Below are 19,393 nucleotides of genomic sequence, written 5' to 3'. Positions count from 1 at the left end.
AACGCGCTCGTTCCGTCCGGATTCGTGATGGCGAGCGTGCCCGGAATATAGGTTTCCTTGTCGACGATGGCGGCGCCGCCATCGGTGACGATCGATATCGCCGGCAACGCGGGATTCACGGCGGCCGCTGGCGTGGAGGCTCCGACGTCGGCAGCCGGCGTGCTGGCCCCGTCCGTGTTGCTCGCAAGCGGTGCCGATGCGCCCGATTCGGTCGGGACCGAGGTTTCCGAAGCCGTCCCGTTGCCTTGCGGCAATGTTGACGTCGGCGCCGATGTCGACGTCGACGAACCGTCCGACGTTCCGCCGCCACATGCGCTCAGAGAAAGCAATACGACAAAAAGAGCGCATGCGCGTCTGAAGGCATCGCGCGTCGAGATCGCTCCGTTGCTGCGCTGGGCTCGGGACATGCTGTTCCTCAGATGTTATGCGGCACTGTCTTTGCGTGACAATTCCGTGAATATAAGACTTCAATCGGATGTTCACAAAAACATTGCTTTTTTCTTACATCGAGGCGTGCTTTTTACCGACCGGCTGCGCGCAGCGAGCGTGCGTGGTTAGAAAGTTGCAGCGTACATCGAGACGACCCACGCATCAGAAAGTCGCCTGTCCTCCGGATAGATCGAACACCGCCGCCGTGCTAAAGGCGCATTCCTCGGACGCGAGCCAGGCAATCATCGATGCGGCTTCGTCGGGCAAAAGCAGGCGGCGCATGGGCACCCTCGCGAACAGGTACTCGACTTGTTGCCGGGACATCGTCGCCGATATGTCGGTGCGAATCGCCGCAGGCGTGACGGCATTGACGAGCACGTTCTTCGCCGCGAGCTCACGGCCCAACGATTGCGTCAACGCGATGATCCCCGCCGCCGACGCACTGTAATGGGATGCATGCGCTGCGCCTTCCTTGCCCGCGATGGACGCAACGTTCACGATACGTCCATATCCTTGCCCGATCATTTGCGGCACCACGGCGCGGCACGCGAGAAACGAGCCAGTCAGGTTGAAGTCGATCACGCGGCGCCACACCTGCGGAGACAGGTCCCACGTCGTGCCGCAGCCACCCGTGATGCCCGCGCTGTTGACGAGCGCATCGAGCGCGCCGAACGTATCGAGCGTGCTGGCAACGGCTCTTTCGAGAGACGGGCCGTCGGTGAGCCCGACGACGCCGCTATGCACGGGCCCCCACGCGGACAACACAGCGAGGCTGCGTTCGAGGCGCGCGGCATCGTAATCCCATAACGCGACCGATGCGCCCGATCGCAACGCACGCTCCGCCACGGCATAACCCAAGCCGCGCGCACCGCCGTTAATGGCGATCACGCGCCCGTGGAGATCGATGCGGTTCATCTCACGTAATCACACTGATCTGCCACGGCACGAACTCCTGCTGCCCGTAACCATGCAACTCGCTGCGCGAACGCTTGCCCGATGCGGTCGCGAGCATCAGTTCGAGCATGCGTCTGCCCAGTTCCTCGATGGAGCCTTCGCCGCTCAACACCTGGCCGCAATTGAAGTCCATGTCGTCGGACTGACGTTCCCAGAGCGCGGTGTTGGTGGCGAGCTTGAGCGAAGGCGAGGGCGCGCAGCCATAGGCCGAGCCACGCCCTGTCGTGAAGCAGATGAGGTTTGCGCCGCCCGCGACCTGTCCCGTCGCCGAGACCGGATCGTAGCCAGGCGTATCCATGAAGACGAGACCCTTCGCTCTCACCGGCTGCGCGTATTCGTAGACTTCGACGAGGTTCGTCGTGCCGCCCTTGGCGACCGCGCCGAGCGACTTTTCGAGGATCGTCGTGAGGCCGCCCGCCTTGTTGCCCGCCGATGGATTGTTGCTCAGCGCCGCGCCGTTGCGCGCGACGTGATCTTCCCACCAGTGAATGCGATCGACGAGCTTGCGGCCGACAGCTTCGGTCTGCGCGCGGCGTGTGAGCAAGTGCTCCGCGCCGTAGATTTCCGGCGTCTCCGAGAGAATCGCGGTGCCGCCATGCGCGACGAGCAGATCCACCGCCGCGCCGAGCACAGGGTTGGCCGAGATGCCCGAATAGCCGTCCGAGCCGCCGCATTGAAGGCCGACGACGAGTTCGCTCGCGCTCACCGGCACGCGCTTCACATCGTTCGCTTCAGGCAACATCTGCTCGACGAATTCGATGCCGCGCGCGATGGTCTGCGTGGTGCCGCCGGTATCCTGGATCGTGAAGGTCTTGAGGCGCGCGTGATCCTTGAGACCTTGCGATGCAAGCAGCTTCGGAATCTGATTCGTCTCGCATCCGAGACCGACCATCAGCACCGCCGCGAAATTCGGGTGGATCGCGTAGCCGCCCAGCGTGCGCTGAAGCATCGCGAGCGCTTCGCCTTCCGAGTCCACCGCGCATCCCGCGCTATGCGTGAGCGCGACGACCCCATCCACGTTCGGATATGCAGCCATTCGCTCTGGATGAATGTCGCGCCGGAAATGATCGGCGATGGCGCGCGCGACCGTCGCGGAGCAATTCACGGAAGTCAGGATTCCGACATAATTTCGCGTGGCCACACGGCCGTCCTCGCGAACGATGCCTTCGAAGTGCGCGGGCGTATCGATGCTGCGCGTGGCGTGCGCATCCTGCGCGAAGGCGTAGTCGCGTGCGAAGTCGCCGATCGCCACGTTCTGCACATGCACATGCTGTCCCGCGCGGATCGGCTGCGTCGCGAAACCGATGATCTGCCCATAGCGACGCACGGCCTCCCCCGCGGCTATATCGCGCGTCGCCATCTTGTGGCCGGGCGGAATCAGACCCGACACGGTGATGCCTTCCTTCTCGATCCGCGTTCCGGCGACGAGTTGATCGAGCGCGATTACGACATCGTCTTTCGCATTGAGGCGGATCACGCGCGGCGCACGCACGGCCTCGTCGGTAAGTGTGGACATTTCAGCGGCGTCCCTGGCGCTTGGTGATGTAGGAGTCGAACGCCAGCGCGAACAACAGCACGAGGCCCTTGATCACCAACTGGATGAACGAAGAAACGTTGAGAATGCTCATGCCGTTGTCGATGGTGGCGAGCAGCACCGCGCCGATGATCGCGCCCGGCACCGTACCCACGCCGCCCTTGAGCGCGGTCCCGCCGATCACCGCGCCCGCGATGGCATCGAGTTCGAGATACATGCCCGTCGTCGGCGTGGATGCGCCGAGGCGCGCGGTCATGAGCATCCCGGCGATGCCGTACATCGCGCCCATCAGAATGAAGCCGGTATAGAGCTGCCGCGCGAGCGGAATGCCCGCGAGTATCGACGCTTCGCGATTCGATCCGGTGAGATAGGCGTTGCGTCCGAAGATCGTTTTCGTCATGAGCACCCACAACGCAATGCCGATGACCGCGACCCACAGCAATGCCGTCGGAACGCCGCGAAAGCCAGAAAATACCCAGATAAGAAAGGCCGCGATGGCGGTGAGCACGCCGAGCTTGATGGCGGGCGCGGACGGTCCTTGCGGTTCACCGAGCGCATCTTGCGCCCGATGCCGGCGCAAGATGTAATACGCGCACGCGGCCCACGCAACGAGCAACGCGGCGATGGACGCGGCGACAGGCACGAAGCCTTCGCTGATCGCGGAAAACTCGGTGGACACCGGCGCGATAGTCGCCGCATTCGTCGTGTAATAGCCGATGCCGCGAAACGCGAGCAAGCCCGCGAGCGTCACGATGAACGAGGGCACGCCCACGGTGACCGTCCAGAATCCCTGCCACAGTCCCATCAGCACGCCGACGGCCAGCACCGCGGCAAACGTGGGCACGACGCCGAGCCCGTGCGTGACCGAGAGGCTCGCGGCCACCACGCCGCTGAGATACACCGCGCTGCCGATCGACAGGTCGATCTCGCCCATGATCATGAGGATCGACACCCCCGCCGACACGAGCGCGACGATCGACGCCTGCCGGAACAGCAAGGAGAGATTGCGCGGCGTGAGAAAGATATCGTTCGATGCAACGTTGAACGCGATCGCGAGCAGCACGAACACGACCGCCATGCTCAACGTGCGCGCGCTCACGAGTTGCCCGAGTTCGCGACGCGTGGGCGGCGCGGTGAGCGTCTGCGTTTGCGCGTTCATTCGCGGTGCCGCACGGCGTATCAGCGATGGATACTTCATCAGTGTGCCTCTCCGGTTGCTGCGGCCATGAGTTCGTGGCGCGTGACTTCGCCGCCCTGAAACGTCTGCGTGATGCGTCCTTTGTACATCGCGAGCATGCGGTCGCTCTCGTCGAGCACTTCGTTCATGTCGCTCGATATCAACAGCACCGCCGTGCCCTTGGCCGCCAATTCGTGCAGCAGGCGATAAATCTCCGCACGCGCGCCGATGTCCACGCCATAGGTCGGTTCATCCACGATCAGGATGCGCGGCCCGATGGCGACCCAGCGCGCAAGCAGCACCTTCTGCTGATTGCCGCCGCTGAACTCCTCGACTTTTGCGCCGAGCTTGGGCGGCCGAAGATCGAAGCGCGTCACGAGTTCGAGATTGCGCCGCACTTCATCGCCTCTGCGAATGAACGGCCCGCGCGACACCGCATGAATGCTCGCCGCGCTGATATTGGACAGCACGCTATGGCCTTCGATGAGGCCCGTCTGCTTGCGATCCTCGGTCAACATGCCGATGCCCAGACGAATCGCTTCGCCCGGCGAGGAAGGCCGCACGGCTTCGCCTGCGATGCGTACCTCGCCCGATACGGCCCCCGGCCACGCGCCGAAGATCGCCTTCGCCAGTTCCGTGCGTCCCGCGCCGACGAGACCGAAGAGACCGAGCACTTCGCCGCGGCACAGATCGAAGCTCACCTTGTCCACGCGCCGCCGCTTCGCGCCGAAATGCTCGTCGACGCACAGGTCGCGCACGCTGAGAATGGGCTCGGCGCGTGCACGTCGTTCACGCGGCGCACGCGGTGCGGGATCGCGGCCGATCATCGCGCGCACCACGTCGGAAAGCCGTTCGTGCGCCGATTCGAAATGCGCGACGACCTGACCGTTGCGCATCACGACGACGCGGTCCGCCACTTCCGCGATCTCGTCCAGCCGGTGCGTGATGTAAATGCAGCCCACGTTCTGCGCCTTCACCTGACGCAGCCGCTCGAACAGATGCACCGCTTCGCCTTGCGTGAGCGAAGCGGTTGGTTCATCGAGGATCAACACGCGCGCGGCGGACTTCGACAACGCCGATGCGATCGTCACGAGCCGTTGCGCCGATGGACTCAGTTCGCCGACGGGCGCGTTCGGCCGCGCATCGACACCGAAGAAGGCGAGGCGCTCCTTCGCGATCTTGTGCAGGGCGCGTTCATCGACGAAACCGCGCTTCGAGGGCAACATGCCCATGAACATGTTTTCCGCGATGCTCAGATTCGGCGCGATATGCAATTCCTGCGGTACGAGCACAATGCCCGCGCTTTCCGCCTCGCGCACGTTACGAAAGCGCGCCGTCGCGCCGTCGAGCAACATCTCGCCTTCGAAACTGTCGGCGGGATAGACGCCCGAGATGATCTTCATGAGCGTCGATTTGCCCGCGCCGTTCTCGCCGACCAGCGCGACGACCTCGCCCGGCGCGACATCGATGCGCACACCGCTCACGGCGAGGATCCCGCCGAACGACTTGCTCACGCCGCGCAGGGAGAGCACCGGGCTCGCGTGAGCATCGGCCGATTCGACCGCCGCGCTCATTGTCATTGACACGGCGATTTCCCCGCGCCGTACACCTGATCGGGGGTGACCCAGCCGCGCGGCGCATCGTGATTGACGAACTTGCAGAGATTGTCCTGCGTCACGGCGACGACGTTCACGAGATGGGTCGGCACCGCGCCCGCGCCGAGGTTGATGTCCGTGGTCGCAACGGACGGCTTCTGCTTGCGCGCCAGCGCCACGGCGGCCTTCACGGCGGCGCTGCCGGCCTCGTCTAGATCGGTCCAGACGGACATCGTCTGCATGCCTTGCGCGATGAGTTGCAGATTCGCGGGCTCCGCATCGAGACCGGATACGTAGACCTTGCCTTGCAGATTGCGCGCCTTCAACGCCTGCACGACGCTCAGCGCCATGCCGTCGTTCGAGGTGACGAAGGCGTCGACCTTGTCGTTCTGCGCGCTCAGCACGTTCTCGGCGTCGGAGAGGGCCGCCTTCGAATCCCAGCCGCCGACGAACTGATTGAAGACGATCTTCACGTTTCCGTTCTTGACGAGCAGCGCGTCGTATTGCTTCGAGATCGCCTGCGCGACATCATTGCCCGGATCGCCCTTGATCAGCGCGAACGTCCCTTTGGGCGATTTCGCGAGCGCGCCTTTCGCCTGCAGCTCGCCGACGAGGTTATTGTTACGCATGACGAAGTAATCGAGCTTGGCCGTCGATACGCCGATGTCGTAACCGACTACCGGCACGCCCGACGAATGCGCCGAGTTCACGATACGTCCCGCCGCCTGACTGTCCACCGGCACGATGATGAGCGCGTCCGGTTGCTGGCTCAGCAGGTTCTCGACCTGCGAGGCCTGCAAGGTCGGATCGTCGTTCGCCCACTGCACGATGAGCTTCGCGCCCTGCGCCTTCGCTTCGCGCTCCATCGCGGCGTAGTCGAAGGTCCAGCGGCGCTGCACCTGCGTCTTCATCGCCACGGCAATCAGCGGATGCTTCTCGTCGGCCTGCGCGGGCGCACTCAGCGATGCGACGGCCGCGACCCCGAAGGCCATGCACGCCGCTGCGGTTTTCCATGTCTGCATGATCGTCTCCACCACGTACGTTTTGTTTGTATGTCGTACCGCGCGATGCGCTCAAGGCTCGAAAAACACGCTCTCCATGCGCGCCCACCATTCGCCGGGCCGGCGCGTGTCGAGCGGAACCTGCATCGGATCGCAGATGGCCCACCAGTCCTTCATGCGCGGCTCTTCGGCGAGCTTCGCCTGATCGCCCGCGAAGTCGTCGCCGGCATATTCCCAATAAGCGAACAGCAGGTTTTCCGGCTCCTTGAGAAAGATCGAATAATTGCGGATATTCGCGCGCGAGATGATCTCCAGGATTTCGGGCCATGTTTCACGGTGCAGCCGCTTGTATTCGGGTATTGCTTCGGGCTTGATCTGCAGCACGAATCCCATGCGCTCCATTGCGTTCTCCTCGTGGTCGTCCGCGGCGCGCGGATCAGTAACGGCCGACGCGTTCCACGTCAGCGGCTTTCCAGAGCCGCGCTTCCTTCGGCAGTTCGAGCGGATCGATATCCTTCGGCTCCGCGCCTTCGATATCGAGCAGGAAGCGCTCTGCCGGTCCCGTGCGTTCGTGCAGTCCGCGCGTCAGATGTTCCCGCTCGTTGAACTGCTGCGGCACGTCGCGCCGCCCGATCGCGAGATGCAGCACGCGACGCCGCGCACCCGAACGGTTGATCGTGCCGCCATGCCAGATGCGCGCGTTGATCACCGCGATGGAACCGGCCTTGCCCATCAGATGCACTTCCTTCGGGTGCGTCGCCATCGGGTCCTTCGGGATCACGGCTTCGTCTTCGGGCGTCGTGAGAATGCGGTCGAACTCGCACATGTTGATGTCCGGCACGTTGATCGGCACGAGCTTGTGCGAGCCGGGCACCACGCGCGTCGGGCCGTTGTCCTCGGTCATGTCGTCGAGCATGACCATCGTGTTGACGAGGCGCCAGTCGGTCGCGTGCGCGCGCGGCACATCGCTGTGAAGCAATTGCTGGCCTTGCCCTTTCGCGGGGTTGCGCGCGTTGAGCGAATACACGCGAATCTCGCCCATCAGCCGATGCGCGAGCGTGAGCGTCGGACCGCATCGCAGGCAGCGGTCGAATTCGGGCGACTTGTTGAAGAGGTTCGACAGACGCATCGCGCCGGGTTCGATGTGAACCTCATGGCCGCCGTACGCGCCCTCGATCGCCTGAAGCCGGTCGACTTCCGCGCGCATGGCTTCGAGATCGTCGCCCGTGAAGACATCGGGAAAAATGCAGTAGCCGAGTTCGTCGAAAGAGGCGAGCTGTTCGGGCGTCACGGCCGTTTCGTCGATGCCGAGCGCGGCCAGCGCTTGCGCGGTGTTCATGACCTGTCTCCTTGGGGGATGATCCGGCTGCGTGCCGGACCTCGATTCATGCCGATCGTTTTTCGGTCTGCGGTTCGATGACCGGCGCATCCTCGCGCAGCAGGCCTTCATGCTTGAGATCGGCCCAAAGTTGCGGCGGAATCGGCGTCGTCAGCGAGCGCACGTTGCTACGGATTTCCTCGGCCGTCACCGCGCCGGGAATCACGCTCACGACGCACGGATGCATGAGCGGAAACTGCAGCGCGGCATCGCGCAGACTGACGCCATGCGCCGCGCACACACGTTCGATACGCGCGACCCGATCGAGCACGTCCTGCGGCGCGGGCGAGTAGTTGAACCACGCACCCGGCTTCGCGCCTGTCGCGAGAATGCCGGAATTCAGCGGCCCGCCCACGACGATGCCCATGCCCTTCGCCTCGCACAAGGGCAGGAAGGTCTCGAGCGCTTGCTGTTCGAGCAGCGTATAACGCCCCGCGAGCAGGAACAGATCGACATCCGCATGGCGCGCCACGACCTCGCACACTTCCCACTCGTTCACGCCGATGCCGATCGCTCCGATCACACCTTGCGAACGCAGGTCCGCGAGCGCGCGGACACCGCCATCGAGAAACTCGCGCGTGCGTTGCGCGCTCGCTTCCTTGCTGCCGTGCGTGAAGACATCGATGTCGTGACCGAATACGATATCGATCCGGTCGAAGCCGAGCCGCTCGAAGGACATCTCGAAGCTGCGCATCACGCCGTCATATGAATAGTCGTAGATCACGCGGCGCGAAGGCACGTCGAAAAACTTGCCGATGCCGTCGCGCTCTTCCGGCGCGCAGCGTTGCAGTACGCGTCCGACCTTGGTCGAGAGCAGGAAGTCATCGCGCGCATGCGTACGCAGAAACGAGCCGACGCGCACTTCGGCGAGACCGTAGCCGTAGAGCGGGGCCGTGTCGTAATAGCGCACGCCCTGGTGCCATGCTTCGTTCACCGTCGCGCGTGCTTCGTCGTCGGGAATCGCACGATAGAGATTGCCGAGCGGAGCGCTGCCCAGACCGAGTGACGTGAAATCGAGCTCGCGGCCCGAACGGCTGACGAAGCGGCGCCGGGCCCGCGTTTCCGAAGTGACGTACGACACGATGCGACCCCTCCATTCCTTGCGCGGCGACCGTGTGCGATTGCCGTAGGTGTAAATGAGAGTGTGACCGTTCTTTGCATACGATGTACGATGAACAATGTACACGATGTACAGTTGACCCCAATCCGTGGTTTCCCTGAAGCGGGGAAATCCGGGCAGCGACTTATACGGATGCCAACCCATGAGTACGAATCCGACCACCCCGCGTGACGACGACCACGCGCCCATGCAGGAGCGTGTCTATACGATGATCAAGGCCATGATCAAGGATGGCCGCATCCGCCCCGGCGAGCGTCTGCTCGAAGCGCATGTCGCGCGCGCGTTCGCGGTGAGCCGTTCGCCCGCGCGCCGTGCGTTGCAGGCGTTGTGCATCGACAAGACCGTGCGCGAAGGGGACGGGCGCGGCTATGTGGTCGTGGGGCGGCGCGGCAATGGCCATGGTCGCGATGGTGAGATCGCGAACATCGGCGAGATCAGTCTCGAATCGTCGCCGCGCTGGAAGCAGGTTCATGCCGAACTCGAGCGGGAGATTTGCGTGGCGGTCGTGTATCGGTCGCTGCGCATCACGGAAGATCGCGTCGCCGAGCATTTCGATGTGAGCCGCACCGTGGCCCGCGACGCGCTCGCGCGTCTGCACAGCAGCGGTGTGGTCGACAAGGACCGGCAGGGGCGCTGGGTGGCCGAGCGCATTACGGCGAGCCGCATTCGCGCGCTGTATGAATTGCGCTGGCTGATCGAGCCGGAGGCGCTCGTTCAGTCCGCGCAGGCGACGCCCGTGGGCGTCGTGCGCGAGGCCCGCGACAAGCTCCGCGATGCACTCACCGATATCCCCACGCTCGGCAGCACCACGCATATCGATCTGGAAAACGATCTGCATGTGCGACTGCTGGCGGCCTGTCCGAATACCGAATTGCTGCGCGTGCTTGAGCGTACGCATCTGCTGCTGGTGTCGAATCCGCATCGCGTGCATTCGTATATCGACGAGCCGGAAACGCATGTGTACGAGAGTCTGCATCAGCATCTCGAAGTGCTCGACCTATTGTTGAAGAACAAGCATGAGCGGGCAGCCGATACGCTCAAGCGACATCTGAAGGAATCCTGTGCATTCTGGATCGAGCACTGGCATCAGGTGCAATCGCATCTGGCGGAGCCGCTGCCGCCTTATCTGGTCGAAGCCGAGCCGGCTGCCTGAGCGGATCGCGCCAGACCTGTCAGCCCGGCGCCTTTACTGCCATCGCGCGCGAACCGCGAGGTTTCCTGTCGGCGCTGCCGCGCGGCGACACTTTCGCGACGGTCGATCCGGCAGGCCGGGCGCACGATTTCCGCACGATCAGTTCGGGTGCGAAAACCTCATGACGCGGTTCGCGCGCGTCGCCCTTGATACGTTCGAGCATCAGCGACAGCGCGGCTTGCGCCATCTGGTCGACGGGCTGGCGCACGATCGTGAGCGCCGGCGAGAACGCGCTTGCCCACGGAAAATCGTCGATGGACGTGATCGACAAATCCGACGGACACGCAATGCCGCGCGCCGAGAGCGCCTGCATCGCGCCGATCAACATCTGATTGTTCGCGACGAAGATGGCCGTGGGCGGCTTGGGCAGATCGAGCAGCGCGAGCGCGGCATCATAGGCGCCTTCCTCGTTGAACGCGCCTTCCGACACGGACTGCTGCACGACCGGAATGCCCGCGTCGCGCAGCGTTTCCTCGAAACCGAGCAGGCGGTCGCGGCCGGGCACGAGAAACTGCGGACCCGCGACGATGCCCACGCGCCGATGCCCGAAATCGAGAATATGCTGCACGGCGAGGCGCGCGGCGGCCCTGTTGTCGAGCGTGACCGAGTCCCACGCATGCGAACGCACCGCATGGTCGATGGCGACCACCGGCATCGCGCCGATTTCGCCTTCGATCCTTTCGTAGGACTCTTCGGGCGCGCAGGCACACAGGATGGTGCCGACAGCAAGATGCGCACGCAGCATGCGCAGACATTCCCGTTCCTGTTCCATGTCGCGATCGCTGTCGAACAACAGCACGGAATAGCCCAGCGCATGCGCGCGCCGCTGCAACGAATGCACGAACTCCGTGAAAAACGGATTGGTGATGTCGGGTACCACGAGGCCCAGCAGTTTCGTGCTGCCTTTCTTGAGGCTGCTCGCAATCGGGTTGGGCGCGTAGCCGAGCGCCTTGACGGCGGAGCGCACGCGCGCGGTCAGATCCGGGCTCACATACGACGAGCCTGAAATAACCGCGGACACCGTCGCCAGGCTCACGCTCGCCAGACGCGCCACATCCTTCATTGTTGCCATAGATCTCGGTCCATCCGATGTTGCGGCTCGACGATTCAGTTCCACCAGCCCGCATGTTCGCGGCTGGGCTGACGCACCACGCCGTCCGCCGAGCGCGGCGGCTCGATCTCCAGCAGGAAGCGATGCGCGGGCGGCATGCGCGCGTAAAGCTCGGGCGTGAGGTGGTCGATCTGAACGAGCTGCTGCGGAAGATCCCGCCGAGTATACGTGAGATGCAGCACGCGCCGGGCCGCATCGTTCTTCTTCATGGTGCCGCTGTGCCAGCCCGATGCGTTCATGATGAACACCGTGCCTGCACGACCCGTTAGCAGGACTTCGCCGGGATAGGGCGCATCGAGATCGGCGGGAATGCGCGCGCGGTCTTCCTCTGAGACCGGGCCCGGTTCCCAGTCGCCCTGATTGCACACCGGCACGTTGATCGGCGCCCACTTGTGCGAGCCGGGGACCACGCGCGTCGGGCCGTTGTCGAGCGTCATGTCGTCGAAGAGGATGATTGCGTTGGCCACCCACCAGTCGTCGTCGAAGTGCTTGGGCACGTCCACGTGCATCTGCTGATGGCCGAAACCCTGCACGGGATCGCGCAGATTCGCGCCGTGTACCTTGATCTCGCCCAGTAGATGATGCGCCGTGGCGAGCACCGGTTGAAGTTCGAGCAACGGATCGAACGCGGACGTCTTATTGAAAATGTTCGACACCCGCCGCGCGCCCGGTTCGACATGCACCTCGTGCCCGCCGGTCAGGCGTTCGAGTTCGTGAAGCCGTTCGAATTCCTTTGCCATCGAGCGGCACTCGCTCGGGCTCAATACATCTTCGACGATGAAAAAGCCCTTTTCATCGAGTTCGCGCAATTGCTCGGGGCGCAGGGTATCGCTTATGCCGAGTTCGCGCATGGCTTGCCTGGTGTACATGACCGTTCGTCTCCTGAAACGTCGATTCGGACCGGCGCGCGGGTCCAGTACAAATGCCACCCGCGCTTTGGCGAAACGTTTAGCGAAACGTTTCGCTATGAGTTATAGCAAAGCCTCCAAGGAAGAAATATCGGGGATTACGCGAACGAAGAACTACCGCAAGAACGTCGTAAATCCGCAATTCCATGTTTACCCGAAGTTCCATTGACAGAGCTGCGGTGACTGCATAGATTGATTGGCGAAACGTTTCGCTAAACGTTTCGAAGCGCGCTCGGAAAGACCCAATGTGGCCGCCCCGGCGCCGACAAAAAAACTTCAGGAGACGCAGTCATGGGTACGTTGTCGGAAGGTGCATCGCGCCCGCGCCGTCGCGCGCTGGGCTTTTTGCTGACTGGCGCAGTGATGGCCACGCTCCCCGCGTCGTCAGCGCATGCGGACAAGCAAAGCCCCGTAGTCGCGCTGTTGCCGGGCGTGGTGGATCCGTTCTACTTCACCATGTACCACGGCGCGCAGAAGGCCGCGACGGAAGACAAGGTTCAGCTGCTGTTTCAGGTACCCAAGAGTTGGAACACCACCGAGCAGGTGCCGATTCTCAAGGCGTTCATCGCCAAGCGGCCGGATGCGATCCTGATATCCCCCGTGGATACGCAGCAACTCATCGAGCCGCTCAACGAGGCGCGGAAGGCAGGCATCAAGGTCATCACGGTCGATACCTTTATCGGCACGGGAAAGTATCAGACGGGCGCGGGCAACGCAGACTTTCCGCTGTCCTTCGTCGCGTCCGATAACCGCGAGGGCGGACGCATCGCGGCGCGCACGCTCGCCAAAGCCATCGGCGAGAAGGGCGCGGTGTTCTGCGAAAGCCTCAAGCCGGGCGTATCGAGCACGGATGCGCGCGTGCAGGGCTTCACGGAAGAGATCAGGAAGTACCCGAATATCAAGCTGCTGCCGACGCTCTACAGCGAAGACGATTCCAACAAGGCCGCAACCGATGTCTCCGGCGTCATGGCGCGCGAGCCCGATCTGGCGGGCGTCTTCGGCGCGAACACGTTCTCGGGCAAGGGCGTGGCGCAGGCGATCCACATGGCGGGCAAGAGCGGCAAGGTAAAGGTGATCGTGTTCGACGCGGTACCGGGCATCGACAAGGATCTGAAAAGCGGCCTCGTGGATTACGCCATCGCCCAGCGGCCCGCCGACATGGGCTACTACGGCGTCAAATACGCGGTCGATGCCATCAATGGCAAGACCGTCCCGAAGGAGAAAGGCACCGGCTTCGTCGTGATGGACAAGGGCAACGTGGACAGCCCGGACGTGAAGCCGTTCATCTATTCGAACTGACGCCTGCGCCGCGCATTCACGGAGACACCGCAATGCAAAAGACCTCGTCGCTCACCGGCCCGTCGGCGGCCGGCTCGTCATGGACGCACGGGCACCTCGACTATCGTGAACTGATCGGGCGTTTCTGGTCATGGCTGTTCCTCGCGCTCCTGTGCGTTTTCTTCGAGGTCTGGTCGCAGATCACGCAGCATCGCTCGTTTCTGTTCAACGCGTACAACCTTCAGTCGATCTCGCTCGCCGCGAGCGCGCCGCTCCTGCTCGCGCTCGGGCAGACCTTGGTGATCGTCACGGGCGGGATCGATCTGTCGGTGGGGTTCGTCATGGGGCTGGCCGCCGTGTGCGCCGCGCAGTTCACGCTGCTGGCCGGCGGGTCGGCATGGGCGCTGTGCCTGTCGGTGCCGCTCACCATCGCCGTGTCGGTGATACCCGGCGCGATCAATGGGATTCTCGTGTCGCGCTATCGCGTGCCGCCCTTCATCGGCACGTTGGGGATGTACGGTATCGCGCGCGGTGCGGGCTTTCTCGCGGCCGGCAGCGGCATGACGGTATCGGTCGACAACCCGGGTCTGCAGATGCTCGGCTCCGGCTGGAATCCTGTGATCGTCACGGCCGTGCTGCTCGCCATCATGCACTTCGTCCTGTCGAGAACGCGATTCGGCCAATACACCTACGCGATCGGCGGCAACGAGCAATCGACGCTGCGCGCGGGCATCAACGTGCGGCGGCACAAGATCGTGATCTACATGCTTTCGGCGGCGTTCGCGGCGGTCGGAGGGATCGTGTACACGGCGCGATTTTCGGCGGGTGCGGCGACGGCGGGCGAGCCCATGCTGCTCAACTCGATCGCCGCCGTCGTCATCGGCGGGGCGAGCCTGTTCGGCGGCACGGGCAATCTGATCGGCTCGCTGATCGGCGCGCTCATCATAGCGGTGATCGAGTTCGGTCTCGTGTTCATCAACGTCGATGCGTTCTGGCAGTTCATCGCGGTGGGCGTCGTCATCATCGTGTCGGTGCTGATCGACCAGTACAAGGAACACTTCGGAGTGTCGTCATGAGCCAGCCCTTACTCGAAGTGCGCGGTGTGTCCATCCGCTTCGGCGGAGTGGAGGCGCTGAAGAAAGTCTCGATGAGCGTGCATGCGGGTGAAGTGGTCGCGCTGTGCGGCGACAACGGCGCGGGCAAGTCGACGCTCATCAAGATCATCTCGGGCGTGTATCAGCCGGACGAGGGACAGGTCTTCTTCGACGGCGAGCCGCTCGATATCCGCGATCCGCAGGACGCGCGCGCGAAGGGCATCGAGACGATCTATCAGGATCTCGCGCTTGCGGACAATCTCGATGTCGGCAGCAACATCTTTCTCGGACGCGAGCCGGTCACGCGGCGCTTCGGCTTCAACGTGATCGACCGGCCTCGCATGGCGGGCGTCGCTCAGGATGTGCTGGATCAGCTCGATATCGTGATTCCGGCAAGAAAGATTCACGGCCCGGTGAAGATGCTCTCGGGCGGGCAGCGCCAGGCCATCGCGATCGGGCGGGCCATCTACTGGAACGCGCGCGTGCTGATCATGGACGAGCCGACCGCCGCGCTGGGTGTGCCGGAACAGCGCAAAGTGATGGAGTTGATCGTATCGCTGAAGAAGGAGGGCGTGGCGGTCATTCTGATCTCGCACAACCTGCACGATATCTTCAGTGTGTCGGACCGGATTTTCGTGCTGCGCCGGGGCGAGGCGGTAGGCGAGCGGCGCGTGTCCGAAGTGGATGGCGACGCCGTCGTCAAGATGATGGTCGGCGACGAATACGCGGCCACGCGGGCGGTGGCGTGAGCTTCATCCAATCCGGAAACACAGGCTCTCCGTGTGCAGCCCCGCAGCAACGAGCGGGGCGCGCGTAATCGCGTCACTTTCCATACATATCGAAGTCGAAGTACTTCGCTTCGATCTTGCGATACGTACCGTCCCGAAGCATCTCGGCGATCGCCCCGTTCAATGCGTCGCGCAGTTCCGGGTCCGACTTGCGCACACCCGCGGCATCGCCGTCACCCATGATCTTCGCGTCATAGACCACATCGCCCGCGAAAGCGAAGCCCCGGCCGGCCGGCGTCGCGAGAAAACCCAGCTTGCCCTGCACGGCATCCATCAGCACTGCATCCACGCGGCCCGCGGTCAGATCGGCATACGCCTGGTCGTAACTCGGATACGCGACCACTTCCACGCCGGACGACGCCCACTTCTCGCGCGCATACGTCTCCTGCACCGTGCCTTGCTCGACCGCGACGCGCTTGCCCGCGAGCTTCGACGCGTCGGGCAGCAGATGCGCGCTTTCCTTCGCGATCAGCCGCGTCTGGTTGCGGTACAGCCGCTCCGTGAAATCGATCTGCTCGCGGCGCTTCGCATTGGCCGCCATCGACGACAGGATCACATCGAACTTGCGCGCCTGCAGGCCGGGGATCAGGCCGTCGAAGCTGCTTTGGACCCACACGCACTTGGCCTTGAGCTTCGCGCACAGCAAGTTGCCCAGGTCGATGTCGAAGCCTTCGACCTTGCCGTCTTTCGCGACGGATTCGAACGGCGGATACGTCGGATCGACGCCGACGCGGATCGTGCTCCATTCCTTGGCCGATGCCGTCGTGCTCATGGCCGCCAGGGCAAGCGCCGCGGCAGTCAACATCGTCTTTGCGCGTGTGATTTTCATAGAGGCTCCGTGTGTGTTGTGTCGTGTCGTATGTGATGGATGGGATCAGCTCGGGAATTCGCCGCGTGTGAAGTCGTCGTCGAGGGCGATGGACTCGGCGATCTCATCGACCGTGACGGGCTTGATCGGCGCGCGGATGCGGTAGTAGCCGACGTCGCCGACCGCCCGATCCTGCACTTGCGCGATCAGCTCGCTCACGGTCGTGCCGCACCATCGGCCCTGACAGGGGCCCATGCCGCAGCGCGAGAACGCCTTCATCTGATTCGGTCCCTGACAGCCGAGCGCCGCGATGCGGCGTATCTCTCCCGCGTTGACTTCCTCGCAACGGCAGACGGTCACGTCGTCGGCGGGACGGCGCAACGCGGCCGGCGGCGTGTAGAGCGCGTCGAGCAACGGGCGCACGGCGAGGTGCCGCTTCAACGCACGAAGCGCGGGACGGCTGCGTGCATCGCGCGACGGGGCGTCGAGCACGCCGAGCTCGCGCGCGATGTCGAGCGCCGCGAGCGTGCCCGCATGCGCCGCAGCCTTCGCGCCGCCGATGCTCGCGCCGTCGCCCGCAATCCAGACGCGGTCGATGCTGCTGCGCCCGCGCACATCGGTGCAAGCGCGCCAGCAGGCCGACGACGCATCCCATTCGTGCTCGCAGCCGAGCGAGCGGGGCAGTTGCGTGGACGGGATCACGCCTTGATGCAGCAACACGAGCGGCGTGTCGATCGATTGCGGCGCGCCGTGTCCATCGACGAAACGGATGCGTTGCGCGCGGCCTTCGCCTTCGATCGAAAACGCGCTCGCGCCGCGATGTATGGCGATGCCGGCACGCTTCACCGCGCGCATCATGCGCGCGCCCTTCAGCAGATAATCGGCGCCTGCGATCGCGGGCAACGCATGCGGCAGCGCGGCGCGCCAGGCATCGCGCGGGGTCGTGTCGACGATCGCGCGCACGCGGCGCCCCGCGTTCAGCAATTGCGATGCGAACAGCCACAGCAGCGGCCCGCAACCGGCGAGCACGGCATCGTTCGACGGCGCGAGTCCCGTCGATTTGAGCAGCGTCTGCGCCGCGCCGATGCCCATCACGCCCGGCAGCGTCCAGCCGGGCACGGGCCACGGGCGTTCCTGCGCGCCGGTCGCGACGAGCACCGCGCGCGCCGCCACTTCGAGCGTGCCGCCGCGCTGTTCGCCGCGCTGTTCGCCGTGCAAGCTGCGCGTGAGCATCGCGATGAGCTGCCGGTTCTCGAACGCGATCTGCCATACGACGCAACGCGCCAGATGCTTCGCGCCGCTGGCGGCGAAGCGCCCGATCAGCGCGCGTCCCGCGAGATAGTCGTTGCCGAGCACGTGTGCATCGGCGAGCGGCGAGTGCGCGGCATTGCGATAGATCTGGCCGCCAGGCGCTTCGCCTTCGTCCGCGACGACGACCTCGAGACCCGCCGCACGCGCCTCGATGGCCGCGGACATGCCCGCCGGTCCGGCACCGACGATCAGCAGGTCGCACTTCAACTGCATTGCGTCGTGCGTCATGCGAGCCTCGCTTTGCCCGCCATCGCGCGCACACACATGCCGTCGCGCACGCGGGTCATGCACGCTTGCACGTTCGGAACGCCGTCGATTTCCACGAGACAGTCGAAGCAGACGCCCATCATGCAGAACGGGCCGCGCGGGGCGCCGCTCACGGGCGTGGTCCGGCACGCGAGCACACCGCTTTCGAGGAGAGCGGCAGCGACCGTGTAATGCGGCGGCACATCCCGGTGCGTGCCGTCGATGTCGATGCGGACCGTGCGCGTCGGCACGGCGGCGAGAGATTCAAAGAGCGTGGGCATCGGTCGATTTCGAAAAACGCGTGGCGACGAAGGGATGAAGAATCGCGGGCCGCGCGCCGCCGCCGATCCAGGGCGCGATGACGTCCGCGTGCGCGGCGGCGAGCGTCACGCCGCTATGGCAGATCGCGAGGAACGCGCCCGGATGCGCGTGCGATTCTTCGTAGACCGGCAGGCCGTCCGGCGTCATGATGCGCAGCGCACCCCACGCGCGCACGATGCGCGCATGCGCGAGCAGCGGAAACGCGGTGCGCGCGCGCCGGGCGATGTCGGCCATGACCGCGCGCGTCTGGCCGTCATCGAAGCCGGCCGGTTCGGCCGAATCGCCGAGCAGCACCGAACCTTCGGGCGTCTGCCGCACGACCAGCGTCGGATAGTCGAGAAACGGCGCGAGCCGCTCGGTCACCATGATCTGGCCACGCAGCGGCGTGATGGGCGCATGCATGCCGACCATCGGCGCGAGCCGCGCGTTATCGAGACCGGCCGCGAGTACCACGCGCTCGGCGTCGAGCGTGCCGTTTGCTGCATCGATCTCGAAGCCGTTCGAGCGTGGTCGGATTTCGCGCACCTCGTTGCGTGGCAGATACGTGCCGCCGTGACGCGCAAACGCCTCCTGCATTGCGCGCAGCGTGTAGAGCGGACTCGCGTGGCCGTCGTGCGGCGAATACAGCGCGCCCGCCAGCCTGTCCGATGCGGCGGGAACGCGTGCCTTCAGCGCTTCGAGATCGAGCACGTCGTAGTCAAGCGACGAATCCTGTGCGCGGATCGATTCGAGCAATTGCCGCCCGGCCTCGAGTTGCTCGGCGGTCTCGCACAGCTCGATGCCGCCCGGCCGCTCGAAGCCGGCATCGACTCCGGTTTCGCGCTGCAATTGCGTGGCGAACGCGCCCCAGCGCTCCGACGATTCCCGCGACCACTGCGCGTACGGCAGACAGCTTCCGCCTTTGCCCTGCACCCAGACGAGCCCGAAATTGCCACGCGCGGCGCGATGCGCCGAGTCCGCGCCGTCGCATACGGCGACGCGTTTGCCCGCGCGCGCGAGGCCATACGCGATCGCCATGCCGACGAGTCCTCCGCCCGCAACGACGATATCGAAGCGGCGCGCCGTGTTATGGGATTGCCTGTCGTGCATGAAATGCGTTTCCTGCCTGTTTTTACCGATCACGGACGAAACTGTGGGCGCGGCAAAAT

At 64.5% G+C, this 19,393-nt stretch carries 19 protein-coding genes; 5 read left to right on the top strand and 14 right to left on the bottom strand.

Translation table 11 applies throughout. The features are described 5' to 3' along the window. The first annotated feature begins 84 nt into the window (after positions 1–84). On the top strand, positions 85–558 hold the full coding sequence (locus tag NCS28_RS21915; RefSeq protein ID WP_250515873.1) for a hypothetical protein: 474 nt from the start codon (positions 85–87) through the stop codon (positions 556–558). A gap of 33 nt (positions 559–591) precedes the next feature. Here NCS28_RS21915 and NCS28_RS21910 read toward each other — a convergent pair whose 3' ends face one another. The 8 genes from NCS28_RS21910 to NCS28_RS21875 are packed head-to-tail and all read right to left on the bottom strand — an operon-like array spanning position 592 to position 9,152. Continuing rightward, entirely contained in the window at positions 592–1,344 is a 753-nt protein-coding gene (locus NCS28_RS21910) for an SDR family oxidoreductase (RefSeq protein WP_250515872.1), read from the bottom strand. 1 nt (position 1,345) lies between these two features. Then, a complete protein-coding gene (locus NCS28_RS21905; RefSeq protein WP_250515871.1) occupies positions 1,346–2,899 on the bottom strand; it encodes a UxaA family hydrolase in 1,554 nt (517 codons plus the stop codon). A gap of 1 nt (position 2,900) precedes the next feature. Beyond that, entirely contained in the window at positions 2,901–4,076 is a 1,176-nt protein-coding gene (locus NCS28_RS21900) for a sugar ABC transporter permease (RefSeq protein WP_250515870.1), read from the bottom strand. A gap of 38 nt (positions 4,077–4,114) precedes the next feature. After that, positions 4,115–5,674, bottom strand: a complete 1,560-nt coding sequence (locus tag NCS28_RS21895) for a sugar ABC transporter ATP-binding protein (RefSeq protein ID WP_250515878.1) — start codon at positions 5,672–5,674, stop codon at positions 4,115–4,117. After that, a complete protein-coding gene (locus tag NCS28_RS21890) occupies positions 5,671–6,711 on the bottom strand; it encodes a sugar ABC transporter substrate-binding protein (RefSeq protein WP_250515869.1) in 1,041 nt (346 codons plus the stop codon). Before NCS28_RS21890 ends, NCS28_RS21895 begins: the two co-directional genes overlap by 4 nt. 51 nt (positions 6,712–6,762) lie before the next feature. Continuing rightward, entirely contained in the window at positions 6,763–7,092 is a 330-nt protein-coding gene (locus NCS28_RS21885; RefSeq protein ID WP_250515868.1) for an L-rhamnose mutarotase, read from the bottom strand. Positions 7,093–7,126: 34 nt separating this feature from the next. Then, positions 7,127–8,029, bottom strand: coding sequence for a phytanoyl-CoA dioxygenase family protein (locus NCS28_RS21880; protein WP_250515867.1), 903 nt, complete (start codon positions 8,027–8,029; stop codon positions 7,127–7,129). A gap of 46 nt (positions 8,030–8,075) precedes the next feature. Next, positions 8,076–9,152, bottom strand: a complete 1,077-nt coding sequence (locus tag NCS28_RS21875) for an aldo/keto reductase (protein WP_250515877.1) — start codon at positions 9,150–9,152, stop codon at positions 8,076–8,078. A gap of 178 nt (positions 9,153–9,330) precedes the next feature. Here NCS28_RS21875 and NCS28_RS21870 point away from each other — a divergent pair, with 178 nt between their 5' ends. Beyond that, the gene (locus NCS28_RS21870; protein WP_250515866.1) at positions 9,331–10,341 is read left to right on the top strand and encodes a GntR family transcriptional regulator; all 1,011 of its coding nucleotides are present in this window, start codon (positions 9,331–9,333) and stop codon (positions 10,339–10,341) included. 19 nt (positions 10,342–10,360) lie between these two features. Here the strand turns inward: NCS28_RS21870 and NCS28_RS21865 are convergent, their stop codons facing one another. Further along, entirely contained in the window at positions 10,361–11,452 is a 1,092-nt protein-coding gene (locus NCS28_RS21865) for a LacI family DNA-binding transcriptional regulator (protein WP_250515865.1), read from the bottom strand. A gap of 35 nt (positions 11,453–11,487) precedes the next feature. After that, the gene (locus NCS28_RS21860) at positions 11,488–12,360 is read right to left on the bottom strand and encodes a phytanoyl-CoA dioxygenase family protein (protein WP_250515864.1); all 873 of its coding nucleotides are present in this window, start codon (positions 12,358–12,360) and stop codon (positions 11,488–11,490) included. Positions 12,361–12,690: 330 nt separating this feature from the next. Between NCS28_RS21860 and NCS28_RS21855 the strand changes: the two genes are divergently transcribed. From NCS28_RS21855 to NCS28_RS21845, 3 genes are read left to right on the top strand one after another with little or no spacing between them, the layout of a single operon-like run. Beyond that, positions 12,691–13,698 (top strand): ABC transporter substrate-binding protein, encoded by a 1,008-nt coding sequence (locus NCS28_RS21855; protein WP_250515863.1) that lies wholly within the window; start codon positions 12,691–12,693, stop codon positions 13,696–13,698. A 32-nt stretch (positions 13,699–13,730) separates the two neighbouring features. Beyond that, the gene (locus NCS28_RS21850) at positions 13,731–14,753 is read left to right on the top strand and encodes an ABC transporter permease subunit (protein ID WP_250515862.1); all 1,023 of its coding nucleotides are present in this window, start codon (positions 13,731–13,733) and stop codon (positions 14,751–14,753) included. Then, a complete protein-coding gene (locus NCS28_RS21845; RefSeq protein WP_250515861.1) occupies positions 14,750–15,520 on the top strand; it encodes an ATP-binding cassette domain-containing protein in 771 nt (256 codons plus the stop codon). The genes NCS28_RS21850 and NCS28_RS21845 overlap by 4 nt, the downstream gene beginning before the upstream one ends. Positions 15,521–15,593: 73 nt before the next feature. Here the strand turns inward: NCS28_RS21845 and NCS28_RS21840 are convergent, their stop codons facing one another. The 4 genes from NCS28_RS21840 to NCS28_RS21825 are packed head-to-tail and all read right to left on the bottom strand — an operon-like array spanning position 15,594 to position 19,334. Next, a complete protein-coding gene (locus NCS28_RS21840) occupies positions 15,594–16,388 on the bottom strand; it encodes an ABC transporter substrate-binding protein (RefSeq protein WP_250515860.1) in 795 nt (264 codons plus the stop codon). A 45-nt stretch (positions 16,389–16,433) separates the two neighbouring features. Then, a complete protein-coding gene (locus NCS28_RS21835; RefSeq protein WP_250515859.1) occupies positions 16,434–17,906 on the bottom strand; it encodes an NAD(P)/FAD-dependent oxidoreductase in 1,473 nt (490 codons plus the stop codon). Further along, the gene (locus tag NCS28_RS21830; RefSeq protein ID WP_250515858.1) at positions 17,903–18,205 is read right to left on the bottom strand and encodes a (2Fe-2S)-binding protein; all 303 of its coding nucleotides are present in this window, start codon (positions 18,203–18,205) and stop codon (positions 17,903–17,905) included. The genes NCS28_RS21835 and NCS28_RS21830 overlap by 4 nt, the downstream gene beginning before the upstream one ends. Next, positions 18,189–19,334, bottom strand: coding sequence for an NAD(P)/FAD-dependent oxidoreductase (locus NCS28_RS21825; RefSeq protein ID WP_250515857.1), 1,146 nt, complete (start codon positions 19,332–19,334; stop codon positions 18,189–18,191). The genes NCS28_RS21830 and NCS28_RS21825 overlap by 17 nt, the downstream gene beginning before the upstream one ends. Positions 19,335–19,393: the final 59 nt, after the last annotated feature.

The organism is Caballeronia sp. INDeC2 (assembly GCF_023631325.1).
Lineage (GTDB): Bacteria > Pseudomonadota > Gammaproteobacteria > Burkholderiales > Burkholderiaceae > Caballeronia.
The sequence above is the reverse complement of the archived record's forward strand: the minus strand, read 5'-3'. Positions and strand labels throughout refer to the sequence as shown.